Annotated in this window: 27 protein-coding genes and 1 pseudogene; 16 read left to right on the top strand and 12 right to left on the bottom strand. The window is 60.1% G+C overall.

Annotated features, from left to right (window positions below):
- The first annotated feature begins 51 nt into the window (after positions 1-51).
- Entirely contained in the window at positions 52-1557 is a 1506-nt protein-coding gene (locus tag FHX10_RS26185; protein WP_168333903.1) for a DegQ family serine endoprotease, read from the top strand.
- 140 nt (positions 1558-1697) lie between these two features.
- Here FHX10_RS26185 and FHX10_RS26180 read toward each other — a convergent pair whose 3' ends face one another.
- Both FHX10_RS26180 and FHX10_RS26175 read right to left on the bottom strand, forming a co-directional pair.
- Entirely contained in the window at positions 1698-2090 is a 393-nt protein-coding gene (locus FHX10_RS26180) for a hypothetical protein (protein WP_097630590.1), read from the bottom strand.
- A 52-nt stretch (positions 2091-2142) separates the two neighbouring features.
- On the bottom strand, positions 2143-2547 hold the full coding sequence (locus tag FHX10_RS26175; protein ID WP_028757658.1) for a hypothetical protein: 405 nt from the start codon (positions 2545-2547) through the stop codon (positions 2143-2145).
- A gap of 203 nt (positions 2548-2750) precedes the next feature.
- Between FHX10_RS26175 and FHX10_RS26170 the strand changes: the two genes are divergently transcribed.
- The 7 genes from FHX10_RS26170 (at position 2751) to FHX10_RS26140 (ending at position 5434) form a co-directional block, all read left to right on the top strand.
- The gene (locus tag FHX10_RS26170; RefSeq protein ID WP_028757657.1) at positions 2751-3050 is read left to right on the top strand and encodes a hypothetical protein; all 300 of its coding nucleotides are present in this window, start codon (positions 2751-2753) and stop codon (positions 3048-3050) included.
- A 112-nt stretch (positions 3051-3162) separates the two neighbouring features.
- The gene (locus FHX10_RS26165; RefSeq protein ID WP_047614145.1) at positions 3163-3426 is read left to right on the top strand and encodes a DUF1488 domain-containing protein; all 264 of its coding nucleotides are present in this window, start codon (positions 3163-3165) and stop codon (positions 3424-3426) included.
- Between the two features lie 77 nt (positions 3427-3503).
- On the top strand, positions 3504-3833 hold the full coding sequence (locus tag FHX10_RS26160; RefSeq protein ID WP_246721379.1) for a hypothetical protein: 330 nt from the start codon (positions 3504-3506) through the stop codon (positions 3831-3833).
- A 102-nt stretch (positions 3834-3935) separates the two neighbouring features.
- Positions 3936-4082 carry a hypothetical protein gene (locus FHX10_RS26155; protein WP_164735923.1) on the top strand — a complete coding sequence of 49 codons (147 nt, stop codon included), beginning with the start codon at positions 3936-3938 and terminating at the stop codon, positions 4080-4082.
- Between the two features lie 324 nt (positions 4083-4406).
- Positions 4407-4643 (top strand): hypothetical protein, encoded by a 237-nt coding sequence (locus FHX10_RS26150; protein WP_018241121.1) that lies wholly within the window; start codon positions 4407-4409, stop codon positions 4641-4643.
- Between the two features lie 137 nt (positions 4644-4780).
- Complete coding sequence (locus FHX10_RS26145) at positions 4781-4963, top strand: hypothetical protein (RefSeq protein ID WP_047614140.1); 183 nt, start codon at positions 4781-4783, stop codon at positions 4961-4963.
- Between the two features lie 270 nt (positions 4964-5233).
- Positions 5234-5434 carry a hypothetical protein gene (locus tag FHX10_RS26140; protein WP_047614138.1) on the top strand — a complete coding sequence of 67 codons (201 nt, stop codon included), beginning with the start codon at positions 5234-5236 and terminating at the stop codon, positions 5432-5434.
- A 710-nt stretch (positions 5435-6144) separates the two neighbouring features.
- On the opposite strand, the gene FHX10_RS26135 is transcribed toward FHX10_RS26140, so the two are convergent.
- The 5 genes and pseudogenes from FHX10_RS26135 to FHX10_RS35500 all read right to left on the bottom strand — a co-directional run bounded on the left by FHX10_RS26135 (position 6145) and on the right by FHX10_RS35500 (position 8735).
- Positions 6145-6330: a hypothetical protein gene (locus FHX10_RS26135; RefSeq protein WP_018241117.1), complete on the bottom strand. Its 186-nt coding sequence runs from the start codon at positions 6328-6330 to the stop codon at positions 6145-6147.
- 180 nt (positions 6331-6510) lie between these two features.
- Positions 6511-6939, bottom strand: a complete 429-nt coding sequence (locus FHX10_RS26130; RefSeq protein WP_047614135.1) for a hypothetical protein — start codon at positions 6937-6939, stop codon at positions 6511-6513.
- 16 nt (positions 6940-6955) lie between these two features.
- A pseudogene (locus tag FHX10_RS26125) lies at positions 6956-7753 on the bottom strand (hypothetical protein); the annotation flags it as partial.
- Positions 7754-8076: 323 nt separating this feature from the next.
- Positions 8077-8550: a terminase small subunit protein gene (locus FHX10_RS26120; RefSeq protein WP_245433265.1), complete on the bottom strand. Its 474-nt coding sequence runs from the start codon at positions 8548-8550 to the stop codon at positions 8077-8079.
- Positions 8551-8609: 59 nt separating this feature from the next.
- On the bottom strand, positions 8610-8735 hold the full coding sequence (locus FHX10_RS35500) for a hypothetical protein (protein WP_280952222.1): 126 nt from the start codon (positions 8733-8735) through the stop codon (positions 8610-8612).
- A 282-nt stretch (positions 8736-9017) separates the two neighbouring features.
- Between FHX10_RS35500 and FHX10_RS35285 the strand changes: the two genes are divergently transcribed.
- The 3 genes from FHX10_RS35285 to FHX10_RS26105 all read left to right on the top strand — a co-directional run bounded on the left by FHX10_RS35285 (position 9018) and on the right by FHX10_RS26105 (position 10597).
- Positions 9018-9167, top strand: coding sequence for a hypothetical protein (locus tag FHX10_RS35285; protein WP_245433267.1), 150 nt, complete (start codon positions 9018-9020; stop codon positions 9165-9167).
- Positions 9164-9487 (top strand): BrnA antitoxin family protein, encoded by a 324-nt coding sequence (locus FHX10_RS26110; protein ID WP_183909275.1) that lies wholly within the window; start codon positions 9164-9166, stop codon positions 9485-9487. The genes FHX10_RS35285 and FHX10_RS26110 overlap by 4 nt, the downstream gene beginning before the upstream one ends.
- A 264-nt stretch (positions 9488-9751) precedes the next feature.
- Complete coding sequence (locus FHX10_RS26105) at positions 9752-10597, top strand: dienelactone hydrolase family protein (RefSeq protein WP_183909273.1); 846 nt, start codon at positions 9752-9754, stop codon at positions 10595-10597.
- A 74-nt stretch (positions 10598-10671) separates the two neighbouring features.
- Here FHX10_RS26105 and FHX10_RS26100 read toward each other — a convergent pair whose 3' ends face one another.
- Both FHX10_RS26100 and FHX10_RS35280 read right to left on the bottom strand, forming a co-directional pair.
- The gene (locus FHX10_RS26100) at positions 10672-11127 is read right to left on the bottom strand and encodes a hypothetical protein (RefSeq protein ID WP_183909271.1); all 456 of its coding nucleotides are present in this window, start codon (positions 11125-11127) and stop codon (positions 10672-10674) included.
- Positions 11128-11162: 35 nt separating this feature from the next.
- On the bottom strand, positions 11163-11702 hold the full coding sequence (locus tag FHX10_RS35280; protein ID WP_312862915.1) for a hypothetical protein: 540 nt from the start codon (positions 11700-11702) through the stop codon (positions 11163-11165).
- Positions 11703-11910: 208 nt separating this feature from the next.
- On the opposite strand from FHX10_RS35280, the gene FHX10_RS26090 reads away from it, so the two are divergent.
- The gene (locus FHX10_RS26090; protein WP_183909377.1) at positions 11911-12507 is read left to right on the top strand and encodes an AAA family ATPase; all 597 of its coding nucleotides are present in this window, start codon (positions 11911-11913) and stop codon (positions 12505-12507) included.
- Positions 12508-12608: 101 nt separating this feature from the next.
- Positions 12609-12845, top strand: a complete 237-nt coding sequence (locus FHX10_RS35275) for a hypothetical protein (protein WP_246781260.1) — start codon at positions 12609-12611, stop codon at positions 12843-12845.
- Between the two features lie 300 nt (positions 12846-13145).
- Here FHX10_RS35275 and FHX10_RS26080 read toward each other — a convergent pair whose 3' ends face one another.
- The 3 genes from FHX10_RS26080 to FHX10_RS26070 form a co-directional block, all read right to left on the bottom strand.
- Positions 13146-13631, bottom strand: coding sequence for a hypothetical protein (locus FHX10_RS26080; RefSeq protein ID WP_183909269.1), 486 nt, complete (start codon positions 13629-13631; stop codon positions 13146-13148).
- 141 nt (positions 13632-13772) lie between these two features.
- Complete coding sequence (locus FHX10_RS26075) at positions 13773-14117, bottom strand: antibiotic biosynthesis monooxygenase family protein (RefSeq protein ID WP_183909268.1); 345 nt, start codon at positions 14115-14117, stop codon at positions 13773-13775.
- 52 nt (positions 14118-14169) lie between these two features.
- Complete coding sequence (locus FHX10_RS26070; RefSeq protein WP_184390585.1) at positions 14170-15066, bottom strand: LysR family transcriptional regulator; 897 nt, start codon at positions 15064-15066, stop codon at positions 14170-14172.
- Between the two features lie 222 nt (positions 15067-15288).
- Between FHX10_RS26070 and FHX10_RS26065 the strand changes: the two genes are divergently transcribed.
- From FHX10_RS26065 to FHX10_RS26055, 3 genes are all read left to right on the top strand, one after another.
- On the top strand, positions 15289-16452 hold the full coding sequence (locus FHX10_RS26065) for a mandelate racemase/muconate lactonizing enzyme family protein (RefSeq protein WP_184390582.1): 1164 nt from the start codon (positions 15289-15291) through the stop codon (positions 16450-16452).
- A 129-nt stretch (positions 16453-16581) separates the two neighbouring features.
- Positions 16582-17373, top strand: coding sequence for an aldolase (locus tag FHX10_RS26060; RefSeq protein ID WP_183909262.1), 792 nt, complete (start codon positions 16582-16584; stop codon positions 17371-17373).
- A gap of 146 nt (positions 17374-17519) precedes the next feature.
- Positions 17520-19433 carry an adenylate/guanylate cyclase domain-containing protein gene (locus FHX10_RS26055; RefSeq protein WP_183909260.1) on the top strand — a complete coding sequence of 638 codons (1914 nt, stop codon included), beginning with the start codon at positions 17520-17522 and terminating at the stop codon, positions 19431-19433.
- The last annotated feature ends 93 nt before the right edge of the window (positions 19434-19526 follow it).

Raw genomic sequence — 19526 nt, 5'->3', positions numbered from 1 at the left:
CATCCAAAACCAACGCTCTCGCAAGGGACCACCGTCCAAGGGATCACCGCCATGTCACCTATCCTCCACAAACATCGCACCGCAGCTCTTGTCGGGGCCGCCATCATCGCCGGCGCCGCATGCCTGCCCTTTACGATCAATTCGTCCAGCGCCTTTGCCGCGCCTTCGGATGCCGGCGGCGTTCTCGCCCCCAGCGGTTCCTTCGCCTCCATCGTCGATGCCGACAAGCCTGCCGTCGTCACCATCACCACGACAATGAAGGCGACCAATGTCAGCGCCGATCAGCAGGAGTCGCCGATGGACGAGCAGTTCCGTCAGTTCTTCGAGGATCAGGGCATCCCGCTGCCGCGCCAGGCGCCGAAAAACCGGCCCTCGCAGCAGGCGATGGCGCTCGGCTCGGGCTTCATCATCAGCCCCGACGGCGTGATCGTCACCAACAACCATGTCATCGACAATGCCGTCGACATCAAGGTGACGCTCGATGACGGCACGGAACTGCCGGCCAAGCTGATCGGCACCGACCCGAAATCCGATGTCGCCGTGTTGAAGATAGAGGCGGGCAAGCCGCTGCAGACCATTGCCTGGGGTGATTCCGACAGGTTGAAGCTCGGCGACCAGATCCTGGCGATCGGCAACCCCTTCGGCATCGGCACGACGGTGACGGCGGGCATCGTCTCGGCGCGTGGCCGCGACCTGCACAGCGGGCCTTATGACGATTTCATCCAGATCGACGCGCCGATCAACCACGGCAACTCAGGCGGGCCGCTGGTCGACCGCAGCGGCAATGTCGTCGGCATCAATACCGCCATCTATTCGCCGAACGGCGGCAGCGTCGGCGTCGGCTTCGCCATTCCTTCCGACGAGGCCAAGGCAATCGTCGCCAAGCTGCAGAAGGACGGCTCAATCGATCACGGCTATCTCGGCGTGCAGATCCAGCCGGTCACCAAGGATGTCGCCGATGCCGTCGGCCTCGATAAGGCAGGCGGCGCGCTGGTTGCCGCCGTCACGGCCGATACGCCCGCAGCACGTGCGGGCGTGAAGCCCGGCGATATCGTCACTTCGGTCGGCAGCGAGACCGTCAAGACCCCGAAGGACCTGTCGCGGCTGGTGGCCGACCTTTCGCCGGGCGCCAAGGAAGCCCTCAGCATCTGGCGCGACGGCAAGACGATCAATCTCGACGTCACCGTCGGCACCAATGAGGCCGGCCAGAAACAAGCCGCAGCCGAAAGCCCCGACACTCAAGGCCAGAGCAGCGGCCAGCCGAGCCTCGGCATCGGCCTTGCCGACCTCACGCCCGACGTGCGCCAGAAGCTCAACCTGCCGCGCTCGATCAGCGGCGCGGTGGTCGCCAACGTCAACCCGGACAAATCGGCCGCCGCCGCCGGCATTCAGTCCGGCGATGTCATCGTCTCGGTGAACGACAGACCGGTCCACAATGCCCGCGACGTCAAGACCGCGATTGCGGAGGCCGGCAAATCAGGCCGCAAATCGGTGCTGCTGCTCGTCGAACGCGACGGCAACAAAACCTTTGTCGCCGTGCCCTTTACCGCGGCCTAAGATGGCCGCGACGGCAACAAGACCTTCGTCGCCGTGCCGTTTGGGGCTGCGTGAGGTCGCCTGAGCTGTGCCATGAAATGAGAAGCCTGCCTGGAGCGGGCTTTTCGACGGACCGGCAGCCCGCTCCGTTCCATTTCCGCTCAGGGAGATTTCAGCTTCGTCGCCTTGGCGCGAATGCGGGATTTGCCTTTTTGGCGGTTTGCCTCTTGCTGCTTGATCGCATCGGATTGGCTGCGTTGCGCGGCCTCCAATTGCTGCCGCGTCGGCAGATCATGCTCGTAAGTGGGAGCGCTGAATGCCGTCGCGTTGTCGAAGGGACCTTTATGCGTGCGGGCCACGCCATAGGCCTGGTCATCAGGGCTATCGATCCCCTGCTCCGCCGACGGTGACCGGGCGTGACGGGCCTGGCTTATCAGATCGTCGGCAGTCGGGCTGACCGATGCGCTTTTGCGCACGGCGGTGATCTTGCGTTTCCCGATCCCGTCCCTTTGATCGGCGTGATTGCGAGGCATGTCTTCTTCCTTGTTCGTCATGTCATCGCGACGATCGACCGGGCTAGCCGGGGGACGTCGCTGCAAGATCCGTTCAGGGGATCTCGAACACGCGTTCAGGCAGTCTGGTCTTGGGAAAACGGTAGCCCAATGGCCGTAGCGATGCGGTCGTGGGCCCAGGCGCCGTATAGCGCGCGATCCGATAGGCTTTCGTCGGGGCGCCGCCGTCATCCTGCCATCTTGCAAAAGAGCCATCCTCCATCGCCTGAGGAAGCGGACCGGAACTCAGCTGCGTTGCCAGATACATTTTCAGAGCCGATTTCAGCGCGGCCTCATCGACGATGCCCGTCTGGAAACAATGAATGAGAAAACTCGTCGCGCTGATCTCAGCATCATCGGCCGCGTAAGTTTCGCCGCCGCGAAAGCCGGCCTTTCGCAGAATGCGATCGAGCATCCTCAAATTGTCGATATCGAAGAATTGATCAGATGTGGAAGACATGGCGTCCTCCTTCGTTGGGGCTAGGGTTTACTGGCGCTAGTATTCACTGGCGCGCCCCAAGCAGCGGTGCCCGTATCGTGCCCGCCGATGGATCAGCTTGCGCTCTTTGCCACCTGACCGCAACCTCATTCGCCAATAGCCATTGATGTAGCCATTGATAAAGCCGTGGCGGAACCCATTTTAGATAGAGGAGGATACGCATCATGCAGTTCAACGATGAAGCGACCCTCACAAAGCCGTCAGCAATGGCGGTGGAAAGACGTGCGCTCGTCAATCATCTGAGAGAAGCGATCGCGCGCCTAACGCACGGGCTGGCAGCAGCAGGTTTGGTCGAATTCGTGCCGCCTCTGCTGGAGATCAACAAAGTTCTCCACGATATGACGGACGAAATCTCCCGTGCCGATTCTCTCTATTCGGATGAGGTCATCACGGGCACGATGCGCTTGATCAAGACATCGGAAGCCTTGCTTGAAAGCCGGGTCATCGTGCAGACCATCCATTAAGACCTGCAGACGGCCGGACAGGCCGGCAGGCTGATCGCCATCGTGCATCCATTATCATCGCCAGGCCCGAGGTCCTCACATCGGCTCGTGCCCACTTCCAAGGACAACCGCAATGGCACTTATTTTTCCCAACAGAAGCCGTAGCTTCGACGAAGCCAGAAAAGGTGTCCGCTTCACCGGCTATGACGGCATGTTCGAGGTCAGATTTCTGGTCGAAGACGCGGCCCTCGGCAGCGCGATCACGCGAGACTCTTCCGAGGCCGCCTACCTCAATGCCTTCGATGCCGCGCGCTCCTCGATTCAGGAAGCCGCATCGAGAGTCTATCAGCATCGGCGTGGCAACAACTTCACGCTCAGGGCCGAAGATTTTCGCTAATCGCTGGAAAGCATCGCGCCGGCAAGCTGAAACGGCCATCGTCCTGGTGTTGCCGGATGACTGGGGAAGCAAAACTCATGGTCTCGACCCGATACCGCCCGAAAGACCTGAAGCTGGCACGTCGCCATGTCGTGAAGGCCGCGCGCCGCGTTGCCGATCAGGAAACGGTGGTCAGGATACTGTCGCTCAAGGGCAGCCCCGCGGGACCGGCCTACGCGCTGTTGGGCAGGCTCTATGACGATCAACGGCGGAAATTCGATCGGCTGAAACTGATCGAAGCGATGGTTGAGGTAAAAGCGCAATCCTGTCCGGAGGCGCCCAGCCGCCCGGACATGCCCGCGCCGCGCTGTGCGATCGTGCGCCTCTTTGCGATCTCAGCCGGACCGCCACTTCGCCACGACTTGTAGCGCCGACGATTGGAGCCCATATCTGCTATGGCGGCAGTTTGTGAACGGGCGCTGCCACCAGGGGTCGTCAGAGTTCCCCAGCCCCAACCAAGGGAGGGCATGATGCCTTCCACGGTAAACATTCATTCCTGGAAAAGCCTGGCCCGGCATATCGGCAAGTTCAGATATCTCGACTTTCTGGTGAAATTGACGCCGGCAATCAGCCTGGCCTTTATCGTTTATATCGTTTTCAAGGGCGTCTTCTGGTAGGCACCGGAACGACCAATGACGGACAGACACGCCGTTGTGCCTGAAGACGGCTCTCTCCCCGATATCCTTCGGCATTCCGATTGAGATGGTATCGGGGCGGCAAGTGGTTTAACATGCGGCCGTTCAGACCCGCCGCGCCTTGATCCTTGATTCGTAAGGCGGCGCTGCTGCATGATATATGGAACTCCAGACAGACACCCCAGCTAAACGCTGTCCGATACCAGCCTTTCCCATAGGGGCGCGGATTGCTTGATGCATCTTACCGACGTGGCCTGCTGAACCGGCACCGCGTTGAATGCCACGCGACCACCCATAGGGAAAACGATGACAGACGCACCCGAGAATGAAGCGCTTTTCAACATCACCGGACACTATGTGCAGGAATTGAAGGCCGTTCTTCAAAGCGAGAGCATTGTCGAAGGCACCGACTACGAAAACAGCGCCTTCAACGAGAAACGACGGGCGGAAGGACTGCACCTGCTGCGCTTCCACAAGACCGGCACGGCAGCGCAGGCGACGCAGATCTGGGAAAAACATATGACGGCCCGGGCGCATCGATAGGGCGGACGAAGCCAAGTCTTCGACGGACACCGAGTTGAGATTGCCGGTTCTCCGATCCCCGATCCGGAGACGATAGGTGCTGGTCTGCGCCGACATGGACTGATGGCCAGCCCAACATTTCCAAGGAAGGAAAAATCATGACCAATGACAAAGCGAATAAGGTCCAGCCCGCCAAAGCGGCTACGACTGACGGCCCCTACGATGTCATCTACTTCGCGAAAAAACACCGCATTTCCAACGAGGATGCCAGGACCATCATCGAAAAACACGGCGCCAATCGCAAAGAAGCAGACAAGGCCGGCCGCCGCATCAGCGTCTGACCGAAGACAACCTCGGAGGCGCCACCTCTTATCGCAATCCGGCCTGCGGCAGCCTCCGATGCCACGATGCAACATCAGCGGACGAATTAACCCTACTGGCTTACCTTAATATCAGCGCGCGCTTGAATACGTGGCGGCCTATGCCATCGTATTCTTACGATAGTCATTCTGGTCCCCGCGAGCGACGCTCCACCGGGACCAAGGCTTGGTTCTTCCGGGGATCGGGCAACTGACGCATAGGGCGCAGCAACATCAAATGGAGGGTATGCCATGAACAACGTATTGGAATTTCGTGCCAAATGCCCGCATGCCGAAAGCCTTTCCGACTGCCGGGAAGCACTTGAACCCGCCGTCATGAAGATCGTCAGCGACGCCGTCGGCAGGGGATACACGGCCGCGGAAGCCGCCATGGTGGTTGCCGATATCGCCGACGATTACATCCTGATGCTGTCGCGCCAACTGCGGCACTGATAGGCGACCCCCGCGCAGCTGTGCCGTCGTGAGCCATTTCACATGCGGACGTCGACACAAACACACACCTGCGTCTTCGAAGGGCTGAATCTCCAGACGCCGATGACGAACGACAGACGGCTTCGCCCGCTGGCGATCGCCGAGATGCAAAGCCTCATCCGTCATCCCGTTGATATCAGTGGACCGCGCAGCAACTGCAGGGGTAGCAGTGGGTACAGGAGACGAAACCTACCGCGCGATCCGCGGGCAAAACCCCCGATATTGGTGGAAGTTCCCGGCAGAGATCCGACACCACACCCCCCGGGAAAACCGACAGAGGGATAATAGACAACCTGTCCGGGCAAGACGGCAGCCGTCATACGGACAGGCTCCGGCCGGGCGAAAATCGACGGCCACATCCCGCGCCAACAAAAACCCCGCCGGAGCGGGGCTTTCAGCGGAGCGAAGCGGAACGAGCCGAACAACCGGCTCATGTGCAAGCAAGATCGCCCATTTCAAACCCAGGCAACAATACCTCTTTCGCGAGCGTTTGCGGCACTGCTCTGTTCCGCTCAATCTTTGAATCATTGCTGTAATGCCGCGTGAAACAATCAGATGCGCCGTCCCCTTCTCACGTTAAAGCGGCTCAGCCTTGATGAAAGCCGAACCGCTCCAACCTTTGTTTTACGCACTTCCCGACGGAAACCGCTTCGCAGTTTTCCCGAAATTCTCTAACGCCACCTTGGCTGCCGTGGCGGAGCATTGGCCTGGATTTCATGGAGCGGCGCCCGAGACCCGAGAAGTTTCTTCAGCTTCTTCTCCTCCGCCGGGCCGATCCCAAACTTGCGGCAATGCTCGGCAACATCGTGCTCTCGCGGGCCGGGAATGCGAACTTGGCGATTGCTCATGGTTTTCATGACCGTTTCCTCCTGAGAGGAGAACCAACAGGCGGCCGATTTGTTCGTTAGCGATGCCTAAAATTTAGGGTTTGGTTGGTTGGATTTGGCAACGTAGCTCCGCCGATCAAAAAACGGCTGATTGAGGCATGCTGCGAGTGCGATGGAGGTTCGAAGCCGCGGACAATCGGCGCCCTCAACTCAATTGATCTTCAACCAATGTCGCAACGCCGCCACCGCGCCATCGCTCGCATAGGCAATAATGCCACCGATCGTCAGGCCGGCAAAGGCGATCAGCCCGGAGATGCCATAGCCGATCGATTTCATTCGTTTCCAGTCTTCAAGCGCCGGCGCGACCATCTCCTGGTTCTTCTCGACGGTCTCTTTGAGGCTCCTGATCTCCTGGCGGATCTGCGCATCCGCGCCGCCGCTGATCGCCACGCTGGTATCGAGATGGGCGATCTGTCTGGCTTGCTCATCGAGCCGCGCGTGGATCACGGCGCGGCTGTCGTGCGCGTTGGTCTTTTCGTCGCTGACCTCCCTGCGCAGAAGCGCGACATTGTCCTCGATGCCTGTCAGCCTGCCCTCGACACGCCCGAGCGCGCGGAGGATATCGTCATTGGATGTCATCGCTCTCGGTGCTCACCTAGGGATAAAATTTCAGCTTTTCGGACTGGGGAATGCCATTGGCGACACCGTCGATCACAGCGCCGTAGGGATGAACGCCATCCGGCGTGACGCTCGGGCGCACGATGGAGCCGACCGGTAGCACCGTGGCGCGCGGGATCGAGATGGTAATCGCATTGCCGGAGATGCTCCCGATCGAGGTGGTCGACAGGCGGGCAATGCCATCCGGCCCGGCATAGGTGTTGATCTCCTGCTCCGGCGCGAAAATGCTGGCATCCGCCACTTCGATCGTCGTGTAGGTCACAACCCCGTCCGTTCCCGACTGCACCGTCACCACGGTGCTCGGCAGCTCCAGCATGCCCGGCCAGACGCCATCCCGGAAGCCGGAAACCCATGCCGCGTAGGTGTCGATCGCCTCGTCGCAGCAAGCATTCGTTTTCGCGAGAATGTCGCTACGAAGGCGCCATTTGCCGGAAGCATCCGTGCCATCTGCCGGCCACGTATTGTTGGCCGAAAAGTTTTGATACTCCGCCCGGAGATAGAGGTCGTTGGCGCTGACCGTGCCTGTTGCCGGCATGGTGGCAGATCCCGCGAAATTGTAAGTGAAACTGTTCGGCCCGGTGACCGTGATGATCACATTGCCGTTACATTCTGTCTGCGTGGCGCCGGAGATCGAAACCGTCTGCCCCGTCGCCAACCCATTGATGCCGGAGGCGATCGTTGCGGTGGCCAACGGTGCCGACTGATGTCAGCGGGACTATGCGGGTGGAGACAGTGCGGCCGAGCAGCGGAAGGCAACGATCTTGACGCCGGAATGCCGCCGCCCATAACTGGACGGAGCGGGCATGGCGAAGCACCCGCTTCCAGTCGGAGACGAGTTGCATGGGAAGCTCCAGATCGTGATGGAAAAGAAAAACGCGCGCCGAAGCGAGCCGTTGCCAAGTGTTGCAGTTCCGCACTCGACTCATCGCTGGAGCGGTGTTTCAGTAGCGACGCCTAAAGTTTGGAGTTGGCGATGTACTACGAGTGGAACGAAGCCAAAGCGAGACGACTGTATCTGATCAAGTTCGCCTCGGTCTGGCTGGCTGCTATCTCACTGGCATTTTTTCCCGTCTGGTGGCTAGTACAAGAAACCACGTTCTAGCCCGTCAAGGCGCGGCCGTGCCGCGCAAGACAGCCATCGCCATCGATATCCCTTCGACATGTTCCGGTCACGCCATGATCGAGCTCGACCTTGGCCCCATATTTCTTCGGCTTCAGCGTCTCGGCGACCCATTGGCGGGTGGCGATGCGCAGCTGCGACCGCCGTATCGCCTCGCCATTCTCCTGCCAGCCGGTGGTCTCGCCGGCGGCATTCTTCTTCTCGATCCAGTCATTGCTGCGATCGTCGGCGATCTCGACCATCTCGTCGACGAAATCGTCGGCCAGGAGCTCGCGCGCCAGGGCGTAGCGTGCCCGAAACGCCGCCTTCTCCTCGTCCGCCAGCCAGGACAGCACGGTCGATTTCGCCGGCATGTCCTCGTCACGGCAGATCGACCGCAGGCTTTCTCTGTCGGCGATGCGCTCGCAGATCTTCTCGGCGATCGCCTGGCTGAACTTGATCGGTCTTCCCATGAGGCGCTGCCGCCGAATTCTCTAAAAAAGCGCGACGATATTGGATGCCGTGGTCCCGGTCAGCGCCACGACGCAATGGCAACGTCGCCCGCCGTGCCGATATCAAGCGCACGCGCACCGACGATGGCGGTATCGTTCGGCGTCACCACGGCGGCCCGCGAGGCCGGAGCAATCGAGGCGAACATTGCTGTTCTCCTTAAAGAGGGGAGCTTTATCTTGATGCGGCGTGAAGTGGTGCCATCCCGCGCGATATTTCGCGCAGGGATCGCTCCGTCGCTTGGGAGCAAATTTGGGTTGCACAGCGTCCAACTGAATTTATTTTTGTATGTACGCATATTTGCATGACGTCGCGAATTAATGTACTTACAAGTGGTGAAAATCACCTGGGACGAAGCAAAGAGGATCGCCAATCTTCAGAAGCTTGGCCTCGATTTCGGAGACGTGTATTTCTTCGACTGGAAGATGCAGTGATTACGCCAGCCACGGCGGCCGCTTCAACGCCATCGGCTATTGAGGACGGAACCGCCGTCGTCGTCTATGCGCTGCTTGGCAGCGAGGCCGTTTCGCTCATCAGCTTTCGCCCAGCCAGCAACAAGGAAAGCAAGGTGCTTTCGTGACCGCTAAATATCCCGTCAAGAAGGAATTTCAGCCCGGCCATGGCTACTCGAAAGAGGATTGGGATGCAGTCGATGGTCCCGAACTCACCGATGAGGAGCTTGCATCGACCCGGCCGGCGGTAGAGATCCTTCCGGATGCGTTTTTCGACCATGTCGACGAGATACGCAGAGGCAGAGGCCGACCGACGCTCGAACAGACGAAGCAGACCATCAGCATCCGGCTCGATCCTGATGTGATCGCACACTACCGGTCAGGCGGAAGAGGATGGCAGAGCAGGATCAACGATGATCTGAGGAAGCTGTCCGGACTTCAAAAATGACCGGTCCGCAAGCCTTAGCCAGGCGCATACGACAGGAGAGCGTTGCCGATTTGGTGGACATCCCCCTGGATTCAAATCTCGCAGCCTGAATTTACGGTAGTCATAAACGACCTGCCAGGGGGTGATCAAGCGCTTCTGGCCGCCACGCGCGGTAATTTAATCCAGCCAATCCAACCCAATCGGCAGCCGAACGCCACCCGCTTTGCGCGCCTTCAGGTCCGGCGTATAATCTGCAGGCTGCTGATCCAACGTTGGAGAAGCTCAGTGAAAACCACGAGACTTTTTCTTTGCCTTGCCGCTTTTCTCGGCGTCACGTTCGCCGCAAACCCGGCTGATGCCGACGAACTGGTTCACTTCGAAAGCGCGCCCGTCAAGCTAAGCCCCTTTCGAATAAGCAAGGCGCGAGAACAGGGAGAAATTCTTTCGCAACCGCAAGGTACGCCCCTGCGGGGATATCTGTCCCGCCCCGGCGGTGATGGCCCTTTCCCGGCGGTCGTCGTCCTGCATGGATGCGAGGGTATGCGTCTGAGCATCAAGGAGCTTTGGCCGAAACGACTGGTCTCATGGGGCTACGTCGTGCTCGTTGTCGATAGCTTCACCACCCGCAATATCAGCGATCCGTGTCAAAGCCATCTCCCCGATCGTGTCTTCGACGCCTACGGCGCTTTGAATTTTTTATCGAAACAAAGCTTTGTCGATATCAGGCGCGTTGCCTTGATGGGCTTTTCAACTGGCGGCACGGCGACGCTGGAGGGAACGAAAATCGAAGGCAACGAACAGCTGATGGACCGCAAATTCACCGCGGCGGTTGCCTACTATCCCCTCTGTGCGGCAACGCAGGTCGATGCGACGGTGCCGATCTTGATTTTAACCGGCGATCGAGACAATTGGAGCCCGGCCGAGCGATGCCGGAAGAGGCTTGCCAAGATGAGTGACGATAGCCCACCCATCGAGCTCAATATCTACAAGGGCACCTACCATGATTTTGACGCCCCGGAGTTCAAGGTGGGAAAAAGGGTGTTGGGTCACATCGAAAAATACAATCCGGACGCCGCAGGAAAATCCATCCGCAGCGTTCGCACATTCCTTCAAACCTACCTGACGAACTAAAGCCGGAAGTCTGTCTGCTGTAGCATCCACCCCAGGCCTCGCGCCTCGGATCCATGCGCGCTATCGTCGAGGCGCTACCGTAAAAACATGGCATTGAGACGCTGTTGCAAGACAGGAGGTTCGCCGGACATTCGAACCTGGCTGAGCGCATATCGCATGGCAGGCGTGAACGGCAGCCGATGTTGTAGATGATCCAGCAATTCATCCGACATCATGTCTTCGAGCGGACCGGCGCCCAACTGGCCGAGCGCTTGCTCGTGGCCGGGCAATTCGGCTTGATCGACAATGGCGAGAACCCGCTTCAGCACGATCTCTTTCGGATCGTGCAGCAAGATCGTCGACCAATACCATTCGCCAGGACTCGCGAGATAGCCCTCTACATAGGCTTCAGCGGTAAGGGGTGGCTTTCCGTCAGCCATCATATCCGGCAGCCAGGTCTGATCTGATGCAAGTGCATTGCGTGTGAACGCGTCGACCGCTGGAGTGTCGGCGCTGTGTTTTCCCAAGCGCGGTTTGCTACGGTTTCTCATGGTCGCCTTTGGGCCTTCTACTCCCACGGCATACCCTACGGCCGCTTGAGGACTGACGTCTCGACCCATGCATTCAACAGGCCTTTCTGCGTGCCGCCATCTGCGACCACCACTGTCATCCAGGCGCTTGGGCTTTCCATCAAATAGGCTGTGCCGCTCTTTGGCCTCTGCTCTTTCGTTATTGAACCCAATGAGGCAGCGGAGAGCCCAGCTTCGAAGGCTTCAAGTTCAGCATTCGAACAACGCCAGTTTTCCGGGCCAGCCTTTGCCACGGCTGGGAATATATCGATCGTGCAGGAGGCAGAGAAGAGGTTTCGGTATTCCTGATAATGCAATGCGAACCGTAACCCACTCGGCATCGTGTAAAACTCACTGCCGGTTCGAGGCTCCGAGATTGGGTTGACCGGGGAAGAAAGCGCTTCAACCGCCCAATCGCCGCGGTCGGCACCACTGTGCAGGGCAGCCAGGCTTCGACCATTCAACACGCAGAGCTTCAAGGTGTCGTCGAGAGGGCACACAGCACGCGCCTCGCCGCTCAGGAGGACCGCAACCACCAAAGCTGCAAAGAAACGCACGCGACTACTCCCCCAATCAACGCCCTCAACCCTGTCGGCACCGTAGTTCCGATGCGAGAGAAAGCAAGGCAGGGGCCGGCGTCAGTCTCTGCTCACCATTGGGAAAGGCGGACTCTTCAGCACTGCGCCATAAGTGCTCATTGCAGCATTCGGTATATCGCCTATTCTGCGCCCCACGTGATCCCTCGGCATCTGAAGGCATAGGATGATGCGCATCTTTATTTTGCTGATCGGTTTTCCGGGCGTTGGAAAACTGACGATCGCAAGGGAGTTGCAAAGCCTGTCCTCGGCGAAAGTCATCGACAATCACTGGTTCAACAACCCGGTTCTGCGTCTCCTGGACGATGATGGAACGGGCCACCTTCCTGAAGGAATATGGGATTATACGGGACGAATTCGGCAAACCGTGTTGGATGCAATTGCCGAATACACCACCCTTTCCGCCAACTTCATCTTCACGCATGCGGGCCGGGATGGTGATCAGCGCAGTCTTCGCACCTACCAGCAGTTCGCCGATGCCGCTCGGCAATGCGGGGCTGTCCTGGTGCCCGTGAGACTGCTCTGCGACGAAGATGAGCTGGCACGTCGTATCTCCATGCCCGCGCGCCGCAACGATCTGAAAGCGACCGATGCGCAAGCCTCCAGGGAGAGAAGCCGGCGAGACAAGGTTTTTGATCCGAAGCATCCAAACACCCTGGTCTTGGACGTCACATCCACGCCGCCGCCAGAAAGTGCAGCCGCAATTTGGCAGCACGCTCTAAAGTCACTTGCCAACAGCATCGAGACCGCCCCGTCAAACGTTTAGTTGAATGTCCAAGGAAGGCAATTCGAAGCAACCAGCTACGTGGGTGTCATGGGAGTCGATACTCAAGGCGCCGTCCGACACCTAACCGCAGGAACTGAACATTGACACAACCCGCAGCCGATAAGGTCCGCTTCGAATTTGTTACGCAATGTCCAAGGAATGATGGCTGCGGCGTTTTCGTCTTGCAGATGTTGACGGGCAAACCCTACGACCAAATTGCCAGCATGATCGATTGGGGCGTTCAGACCAATCATTACACAACATGGAAAGAACTGCGCGACGTCCTGAGCGCGTTGGGCTGGCGGACTGGCGGAGCTGGGACGATGTTTGCGGGGTAGCGGTAGTCCATGTCGAAGGAGACCACTTCATCCTCTATGATGCCGATAACGGCATCTTCTATGATCCTGGGCAACCAGATGGCCCCGATCTGCATAGCCGCCTCGTTCCTATGAGCTACCTTCCGGTACAATGCCCGTGGCTGATGGAGCCCAGCTTGGATCCTCGGCTCAAGCCCGAGGAAGACGCAGGGTGAAGTCGAGACCCTGCCCCCCGACCCGCCTCCCGCGGAGATCCTCGCCGGCCATCTCAGTCACATCCCCATCGGATCAAAATACCGGATCGCGTCAGCGATTGCGTGCCTAGGGCAGTTCACCAAGCACGACATAGGTTCTTGCGCGCAGTCCGATCTTCACAAAGCCTGCAGATTGACCGCTGGCGCAGTCGTGCGGCGCAAAACCCTTCGGCAACATCTCCTCGGCCGATGAGGAAATCTCGTGCCTTGCCAAGACGTCAAGCTTTTGGGACCGTTTGAACGGGGCGAACTCGATTGTTTCCTTCCCAACGAGCACGAATGCAAAATGGCCCTCATCCGCAACGTAGTTGTTCGCGACGAGATACATGTTCACTCTGGCGGCGAACGCGTCTTTGGAAGACAGTCGGTCTTGGTAAGGCTGAAGCAGGCAAACCGCCTGAGCATCAAAGGACGATAGATCCGACAACTTCGCTGCTTGGCCAATTGGGATGTTCTTAAAAGTCGCATCACCCAAGGAGCCGGCATTGGCCCACGGCCCGTAAACAATCCATGCCATCGAACCTAATAATCCAATAAGCCTCACGAAGTTCATCCGCGCCCGTGCCTCCTGCGTCGACACTCGATACAACCCTGTGTTGGCAATACAGTCAACAGGCCCCTTCGCGCCCCCACCCTCCGTCATCCCAGGCCTCGAGCCTGGGATCCATACCAGCGGCCGATGGCAGGGCAAGGATCATCGCAGCTTGGCGGCATCCGCTTCGAATCCATAGGCTCTTTGAACGAGGGCGACGCGGATTTCATAGCGCCTATACCAGTCAGTCCGGCCCCGGCGTTGCGCCTCGACGTGATCGATAACCGCTTTCCAGGCCCGGATGCTTTCCTCGTCCCGCCAATAAGAGTTGATGATGCCGAAACCGTCGGCACGGCGGGCGCTTTCGAAACCCAGGAAGCCGGGTTGCTGCTTCGCCAGCTCCACCATCGCAGCGCCGACGTCGCCATAGCCGTCTTCGACCTCGGTTCGTTGCGATGAGAAGCAGACGACGTAATGGGGTGGCGCGGGCAAGGTAGCGATCGACATGCCAACCTCTCGTTGCTGATCCACACGGATCATTGCACCATGCGCCGTCAGGTCAATCCCTGGTGCACACCAGGGTCCAGAAGCTCTCGGCGATTTCGGTCATGCGCGCCCGCGGCCTCATCAGGACGATCTGCACATCGACGGCCCACTCCTCAGACCCGGCGAAGGCGAGCCGGCCGCCGGGGCCTGTCTCGTCGCTTGCAAGGCTCAGCGGAATCCAGGCAACGCCCTTTGCCTCGATCGCCAGCGCCTTCAGCGCCATGGCGAGGTGTGAGGTGAACACCGTGTCGAGACGCAGCGACTGCATGCGCTGGGAAAGGTTTGCGGCCAGGATGCGCCCCATGCCGGACTTTTCTTCGAAGGCGAGAAGCGGAACGCCCGTCGCGCCGGTGAGGCTGTAAAGCGGCTCTCCGTCCTTCTTTCGGGCGCAGACCGGGACGAGCCGGTCGGCATCGAGCACGACATGGCGATAATTTTGCATGTCCAGCCGGATGCCGCTGTGTTCCTGGTAATGACACAGCAGGAACTGGGCCCGCCCTTCCAGCATGATCTTCTCGCATTCGTTCATATTGTCCGAGAGCAGCCGGATGGGCATGGCGGCGGCGCTGTGCCCCAACCCTTGAATCCAGGAGGGGAAAAAGATGAAGGAGAGCGCGTGGGTGGCCGCGAAGGTGACGGTCGATGTCGCCGCCTTGATCTGCGCGAGATCGCGGGCGGCGCGTTCAAGCCTTGCGGCAATATCGCTCGCCGCCTCCAGCATCAGCTCTCCCGCCGGCGTCAGCTTCAGCCGGTGTGTCGAGCGATCGACCAATTCCCACCCGCACCATTCTTCCAGCGCCTTGATGCGACGTCCGAAGGCGGGCTGGGTGATGTTGCGCCTTTCCGCCGCTCTCGAGAAGTTCAGCGTTTCGGCAAGAGCCTGGAGGTCGGCGAGCCATGCGGTCTCCACGGACGGTTTCCTTTGACGGTTGTAGTGCCATGTAAACACTGAAAAGACGGTATAGCGCCTGACAAATCAATGTTTCTTTGCGGTTCTCTGCCTGTTTGCGCAAAGTGATGATGCCGAAACGGCACTGATAGAACCCGCATCGGCATTGGACGCGCCGACCGCCGCACATCAAAATGAAACCATCGGCATCAGCCGCCTTCGGCGAAGGGAATGGAGCCCGTCATGCGCATCATGGACATCTGCGAGGTCACGAAGCCGATCGCTTCGCCGATCCGCAACGCCTTTATCGATTTCAGCAAGATGACCGCCAGCCTGGTTGCCGTCGTCACCGATGTCGTCAGGGATGGGCGCCGCGTCGTCGGATATGGCTTCAACTCCAACGGCCGCTACGGCCAGGGCGGCTTGATCCGCGAGCGCTTCAGGGACCGCATCCTCGAAGCGGCGCCGGAAAGCCTGATGAACGACGCCGGCAGCAATCTCGATCCGCACAGGGTCTGGGCGAGGATGATGACCAACGAGAAGCCCGGCGGCCACGGCGAGCGCTCGGTCGCCGTCGGCACCATCGACATGGCGGTCTGGGACGCGGTGGCCAAGATCGAGGGCAAGCCGCTGTTTCGTCTTCTCGCCGAGATGAAAGGCCGGGAGGCCAACCCGAAGGTCTTCGTCTATGCCGCCGGCGGATACTACTACCCCGGCAAGGACAACAGCGCTCTGCGGGCGGAGATGCGGAGCTATCTCGACCGCGGCTATACCGTCGTCAAGATGAAGATCGGCGGTGCGTCGATCGACGAGGACCGGGGCCGCATCGAAGCCGTGCTGGAGGAGATCGGTTCGCAGGCGCAGCTTGCGGTCGACGCCAACGGGCGCTTCGATCTCGAGACCGGCATCGCCTATGCCAAGATGCTGCGCGACTATCCGCTGTTCTGGTACGAGGAGATCGGCGATCCGCTGGACTACGCTTTGCTGGCCGCCATCTCGGAATTTTACGACGCACCGATGGCGACCGGCGAAAACCTGTTCTCCCATCAGGATGCCCGCAACCTGCTGCGTTACGGCGGCATGCGGCCGGACCGCGATTACCTGCAGTTCGACTGCGCCCTTTCCTACGGCCTGGTCGAATATTTGCGAACGCTAGACGTGCTGCGTCAGTTCGGCTGGTCGCCGTCGCGCTGCATCCCGCATGGCGGCCACCAGATGTCGCTCAACATTGCCGCCGGGCTCGGCCTCGGCGGCAACGAAAGCTATCCCGATCTGTTCCAGCCCTATGGCGGCTTCCCCGATGGCGTCGAGGTGGTCGATGGCCATATCCTGATGCCCGAGCTGCCGGGCATCGGCTTCGAAGGCAAGTCGGAGCTGATCAAGGTCATGCGCGAATTGGCTGAATGAAAATATGCCCGCCCTGCCACTGGATATGAAGCGAACCATCTTTGCTCCCAGCCGGCTTGATGCCAGACCAATCCGGGCGTAATCCAGAACACAGCCCCTCTCCTTCCGACACCAATCCGAGACGACCCCATGGCGCACTCCCTCAACACAGCCCCATCGCCTGCCGGCGGCCCCAATCAGCCGAAACTCGATACGGATGACATCTGGCAGGCTCGCGTCGATCTTGCAGCCTGTTTCCGGATGGCGGCGCGACTCGGCATGGAGGAAGGGATCTGCAACCACTTCTCGGCCGTCGTTCCCGGTTACGACGACCTGTTCATCGTCAACCCTTACGGCTACGCGTTTGCCGAGCTGACGGCCTCGATGCTGCTGATCTGCGATTTTCACGGCAACGTCGTGTCGGGCAGCGGCCAGCCCGAGGCCACCGCCTTTTACATCCACGCCCGGATTCACAAGAACGTTCCCCGTGCCAGGGCGGCGTTCCACACCCATATGCCTTATACCACCGCCCTCTCGATGACGGAGGGCGATCCGCTGATCTTTGCCGGGCAGACCGCCTTGAAATTCTACGGGCGCACGGCCGTCGACCGCAACTATAACGGCCTGGCGCTCGACGCGCGCGAGGGCGACCGGATCGCGGCTGCGATCGGCGATGCCGACATCGTCTTCATGAAGCATCACGGGGTGATGGTCTGCGCACCCAATATCGCCGAGGCCTGGGACGACCTCTATTATCTCGAGCGCGCCTGCGAAGTGCAGACGCTTGCGCTCTCGACCGGGCGCCAGGTCCTTCCCGTCGCGCCGGAGATTGCGCAAGCGGCGTATCGGCAGATGCGCGAAGGCGACCCGGAATCGGCCCGGCTGCATCTGGAGTCGGTCAAGCGCGCGCTCGATCGCAGCGAGCCCGAATTCAAGCGCTGACACCGCCCGCGCAACCCCGCTGATCCCAATCGTTTTCGGCACTGACTTCGCCGCCTTGTGCAAGCTTTCAAAAAGCGGTTAGCTTGAAATCGTTGGGAGTGCTCGTTCCTGCCCGGCAAGGCAGGAGAGCATTCGAGGAAAATCTCGTGGGCTGGTCCAAACCCTTAAGACTGCATCTCGGCGTCCTGGTCGTCGCATCGCTGCTGTGCACGTCGACGCCGATCATCTGGATGGCATTCAGCCACGGAAGCGATGCAGCGGTCAGCGCCGGCGCCAAGCAGATGCGCGAGATGAGCCTGCGGCTGATCGAGGGATATCGCAATACGCTGCAGGGAGGCATCGAGGCGGTCGCACTCGCATCGACCCTGCCGCAGCTTGCCTCCCCGCCGCCTCGGGATATCGACGCGAAACAGCAATTCTTTCTGGAGGTCCTGCGAAACGTCCCCAACGCGACGAGCATCTACACCGGCTATCCCGACGGCTCATACCTGCAGGCCATCAACACCGAAAGGCAGGATGTCCGCCGGACCCTCGCAACCCCGGATGGCACGGCTTTCGCGATCCGGACGATCGCCGGGAGACAGAGCGCCGACGTCATCTCGACGCTTCGCTTTCTCGACAGCCAGGCAAGAGAGATCGGCGAGCGCGACGTCGAAGTTGCATCCTTCGATCCTCGGCAACGCCCGTGGTATCAATCCGTCGTCCAGGACGGTTTGCCTGTCTCCGTCGGCCCCTATATCACCGGCACGCTCAATGTTCCGACGCTGACGATCGCCGCGCCGATGCGGAACGATGGTCAGGTGGTCGTCGGCATCAACATTCACCTGCAGACCATCAGCCGCCTGCTGGACACGCGCGAGATTTCGCCGCATGCCCGTGCTTACATCATCGATGGCAGCGGTGATCTCGTCGCCCATTCCGACCCCGATATCATGAACAGGATCATCGGATTGTGGTCGAGGACATCGGGGGGCTTTGCCGCGAGTGCAAACAGCTTCGACGCGAGCCTTAAAACCGTGGCGAGGTTGCGGCAGGATCCGGCCTTTGCCGCCGGCGGCCTGGCGCGGGTCGATTTCGATGGCGAAAGCCATCTGGTGCAGCTCGCCCCCGTCAGCGTCTCCGGCCTGTTCCAGGGAAGCGTGGCCGCAATCGTCGTGCCGCTGGAGGACCTGGTGGCCGAGGCCAATCGGCTGCTCCTGCACAATCTCCTCATCGCCAGCGCCTTCGTGATAGCAGGTGTCGCCGCATCGGTGCTGCTGTCGCGCATGGTCAGCCGCTCCCTCTATCGTCTCGCCGACGAGGCGCGCAGGATCGGCGATCTCGACATCGGCGAAAAGCCCATGTCGCATTCCTGGATATCGGAGATCAACACGCTGGCGAGCGCGCTGGCGGCCAGCCGTCATGCCATCAGCCAGTTTGCCCTCTATGTCCCGCGTGAAGTCGTCCGGCGGATCATCGATCCCGAGGCAAGAACGCTCGTCAAGGCGAAGCGGCAGGATGTGACGGTGCTGTTCACCGACATCAGAGACTTCACCACCATCTCCGAGCTCAACTCACCCGAGGATGTGGTCGATACGCTGTCGGCCTATTTCGAACTCCTGAACACCATCGCCGAGCGCCATGGCGGCACCGTCGTGCAATATCTCGGCGATTCCATTTTCGTCATGTGGAACGCCCCTGTTCCAGATGCCGGACATGCCGAAAACGGCTGCCGATGCGCGCTTGCCATGAAAGCGGCGGTGGACGGCCTGAACGAAGCCAATCGCTTGAACGGCCGCCCCGAACTCTTCACCCGCTTTGGCTTGCACACCGGCCCGGCGGTCGTCGGCAGCTTCGGCGCAATCTCGCGTCAGCAGTACACGGCCATGGGCGATACGATCAATGTCGCCTCACGCCTGGAAGGATTGAACAAGGACTTCAACACCTCGATCCTGGTGAGTGCAGCCATACACGACACTGTGGCCGATCGCTTCGAGCTTCGCCCGCTCGGCCTGGTGCAGATCAAGGGACGGGCCGAGAAGGTCGATATATGGGAGCTTGTCGGGGGTATCGGCGAATGAAGCGTGGCGCGAGCCTTCAGGGCTGAAGGCGATACCGACGATGCCTGCCGCTTCCGGACTTTGGTCGACGTCGGATGGACGCTGTTCGATGCC

The organism is Rhizobium sp. BK591, from assembly GCF_014195045.1.
GTDB lineage: Bacteria > Pseudomonadota > Alphaproteobacteria > Rhizobiales > Rhizobiaceae > Rhizobium > Rhizobium anhuiense.
The sequence above is the reverse complement of the archived record's forward strand: the minus strand, read 5'-3'. Positions and strand labels throughout refer to the sequence as shown.

Excerpts from the sequence above, each read along its gene's own strand:
- FHX10_RS26185 (WP_168333903.1), top strand. The coding sequence starts at position 52 with ATGTCACCTATCCTCCACAAACATCGCACCGCAGCTCTTGTCGGGGCC.
- FHX10_RS26180 (WP_097630590.1), bottom strand. The coding sequence starts at position 2,090 with ATGACGAACAAGGAAGAAGACATGCCTCGCAATCACGCCGATCAAAGG.
- FHX10_RS26175 (WP_028757658.1), bottom strand. The coding sequence starts at position 2,547 with ATGTCTTCCACATCTGATCAATTCTTCGATATCGACAATTTGAGGATG.
- FHX10_RS26170 (WP_028757657.1), top strand. The coding sequence starts at position 2,751 with ATGCAGTTCAACGATGAAGCGACCCTCACAAAGCCGTCAGCAATGGCG.
- FHX10_RS26165 (WP_047614145.1), top strand. The coding sequence starts at position 3,163 with ATGGCACTTATTTTTCCCAACAGAAGCCGTAGCTTCGACGAAGCCAGA.
- FHX10_RS26160 (WP_246721379.1), top strand. The coding sequence starts at position 3,504 with ATGGTCTCGACCCGATACCGCCCGAAAGACCTGAAGCTGGCACGTCGC.
- FHX10_RS26155 (WP_164735923.1), top strand. The coding sequence starts at position 3,936 with ATGCCTTCCACGGTAAACATTCATTCCTGGAAAAGCCTGGCCCGGCAT.
- FHX10_RS26150 (WP_018241121.1), top strand. The coding sequence starts at position 4,407 with ATGACAGACGCACCCGAGAATGAAGCGCTTTTCAACATCACCGGACAC.
- FHX10_RS26145 (WP_047614140.1), top strand. The coding sequence starts at position 4,781 with ATGACCAATGACAAAGCGAATAAGGTCCAGCCCGCCAAAGCGGCTACG.
- FHX10_RS26140 (WP_047614138.1), top strand. The coding sequence starts at position 5,234 with ATGAACAACGTATTGGAATTTCGTGCCAAATGCCCGCATGCCGAAAGC.
- FHX10_RS26135 (WP_018241117.1), bottom strand. The coding sequence starts at position 6,330 with ATGAAAACCATGAGCAATCGCCAAGTTCGCATTCCCGGCCCGCGAGAG.
- FHX10_RS26130 (WP_047614135.1), bottom strand. The coding sequence starts at position 6,939 with ATGACATCCAATGACGATATCCTCCGCGCGCTCGGGCGTGTCGAGGGC.
- FHX10_RS26120 (WP_245433265.1), bottom strand. The coding sequence starts at position 8,550 with ATGGGAAGACCGATCAAGTTCAGCCAGGCGATCGCCGAGAAGATCTGC.
- FHX10_RS35500 (WP_280952222.1), bottom strand. The coding sequence starts at position 8,735 with ATGTTCGCCTCGATTGCTCCGGCCTCGCGGGCCGCCGTGGTGACGCCG.
- FHX10_RS26100 (WP_183909271.1), bottom strand. The coding sequence starts at position 11,127 with ATGAGAAACCGTAGCAAACCGCGCTTGGGAAAACACAGCGCCGACACT.
- FHX10_RS26090 (WP_183909377.1), top strand. The coding sequence starts at position 11,911 with ATGCGCATCTTTATTTTGCTGATCGGTTTTCCGGGCGTTGGAAAACTG.
- FHX10_RS26080 (WP_183909269.1), bottom strand. The coding sequence starts at position 13,631 with ATGAACTTCGTGAGGCTTATTGGATTATTAGGTTCGATGGCATGGATT.
- FHX10_RS26075 (WP_183909268.1), bottom strand. The coding sequence starts at position 14,117 with ATGTCGATCGCTACCTTGCCCGCGCCACCCCATTACGTCGTCTGCTTC.
- FHX10_RS26065 (WP_184390582.1), top strand. The coding sequence starts at position 15,289 with ATGCGCATCATGGACATCTGCGAGGTCACGAAGCCGATCGCTTCGCCG.
- FHX10_RS26060 (WP_183909262.1), top strand. The coding sequence starts at position 16,582 with ATGGCGCACTCCCTCAACACAGCCCCATCGCCTGCCGGCGGCCCCAAT.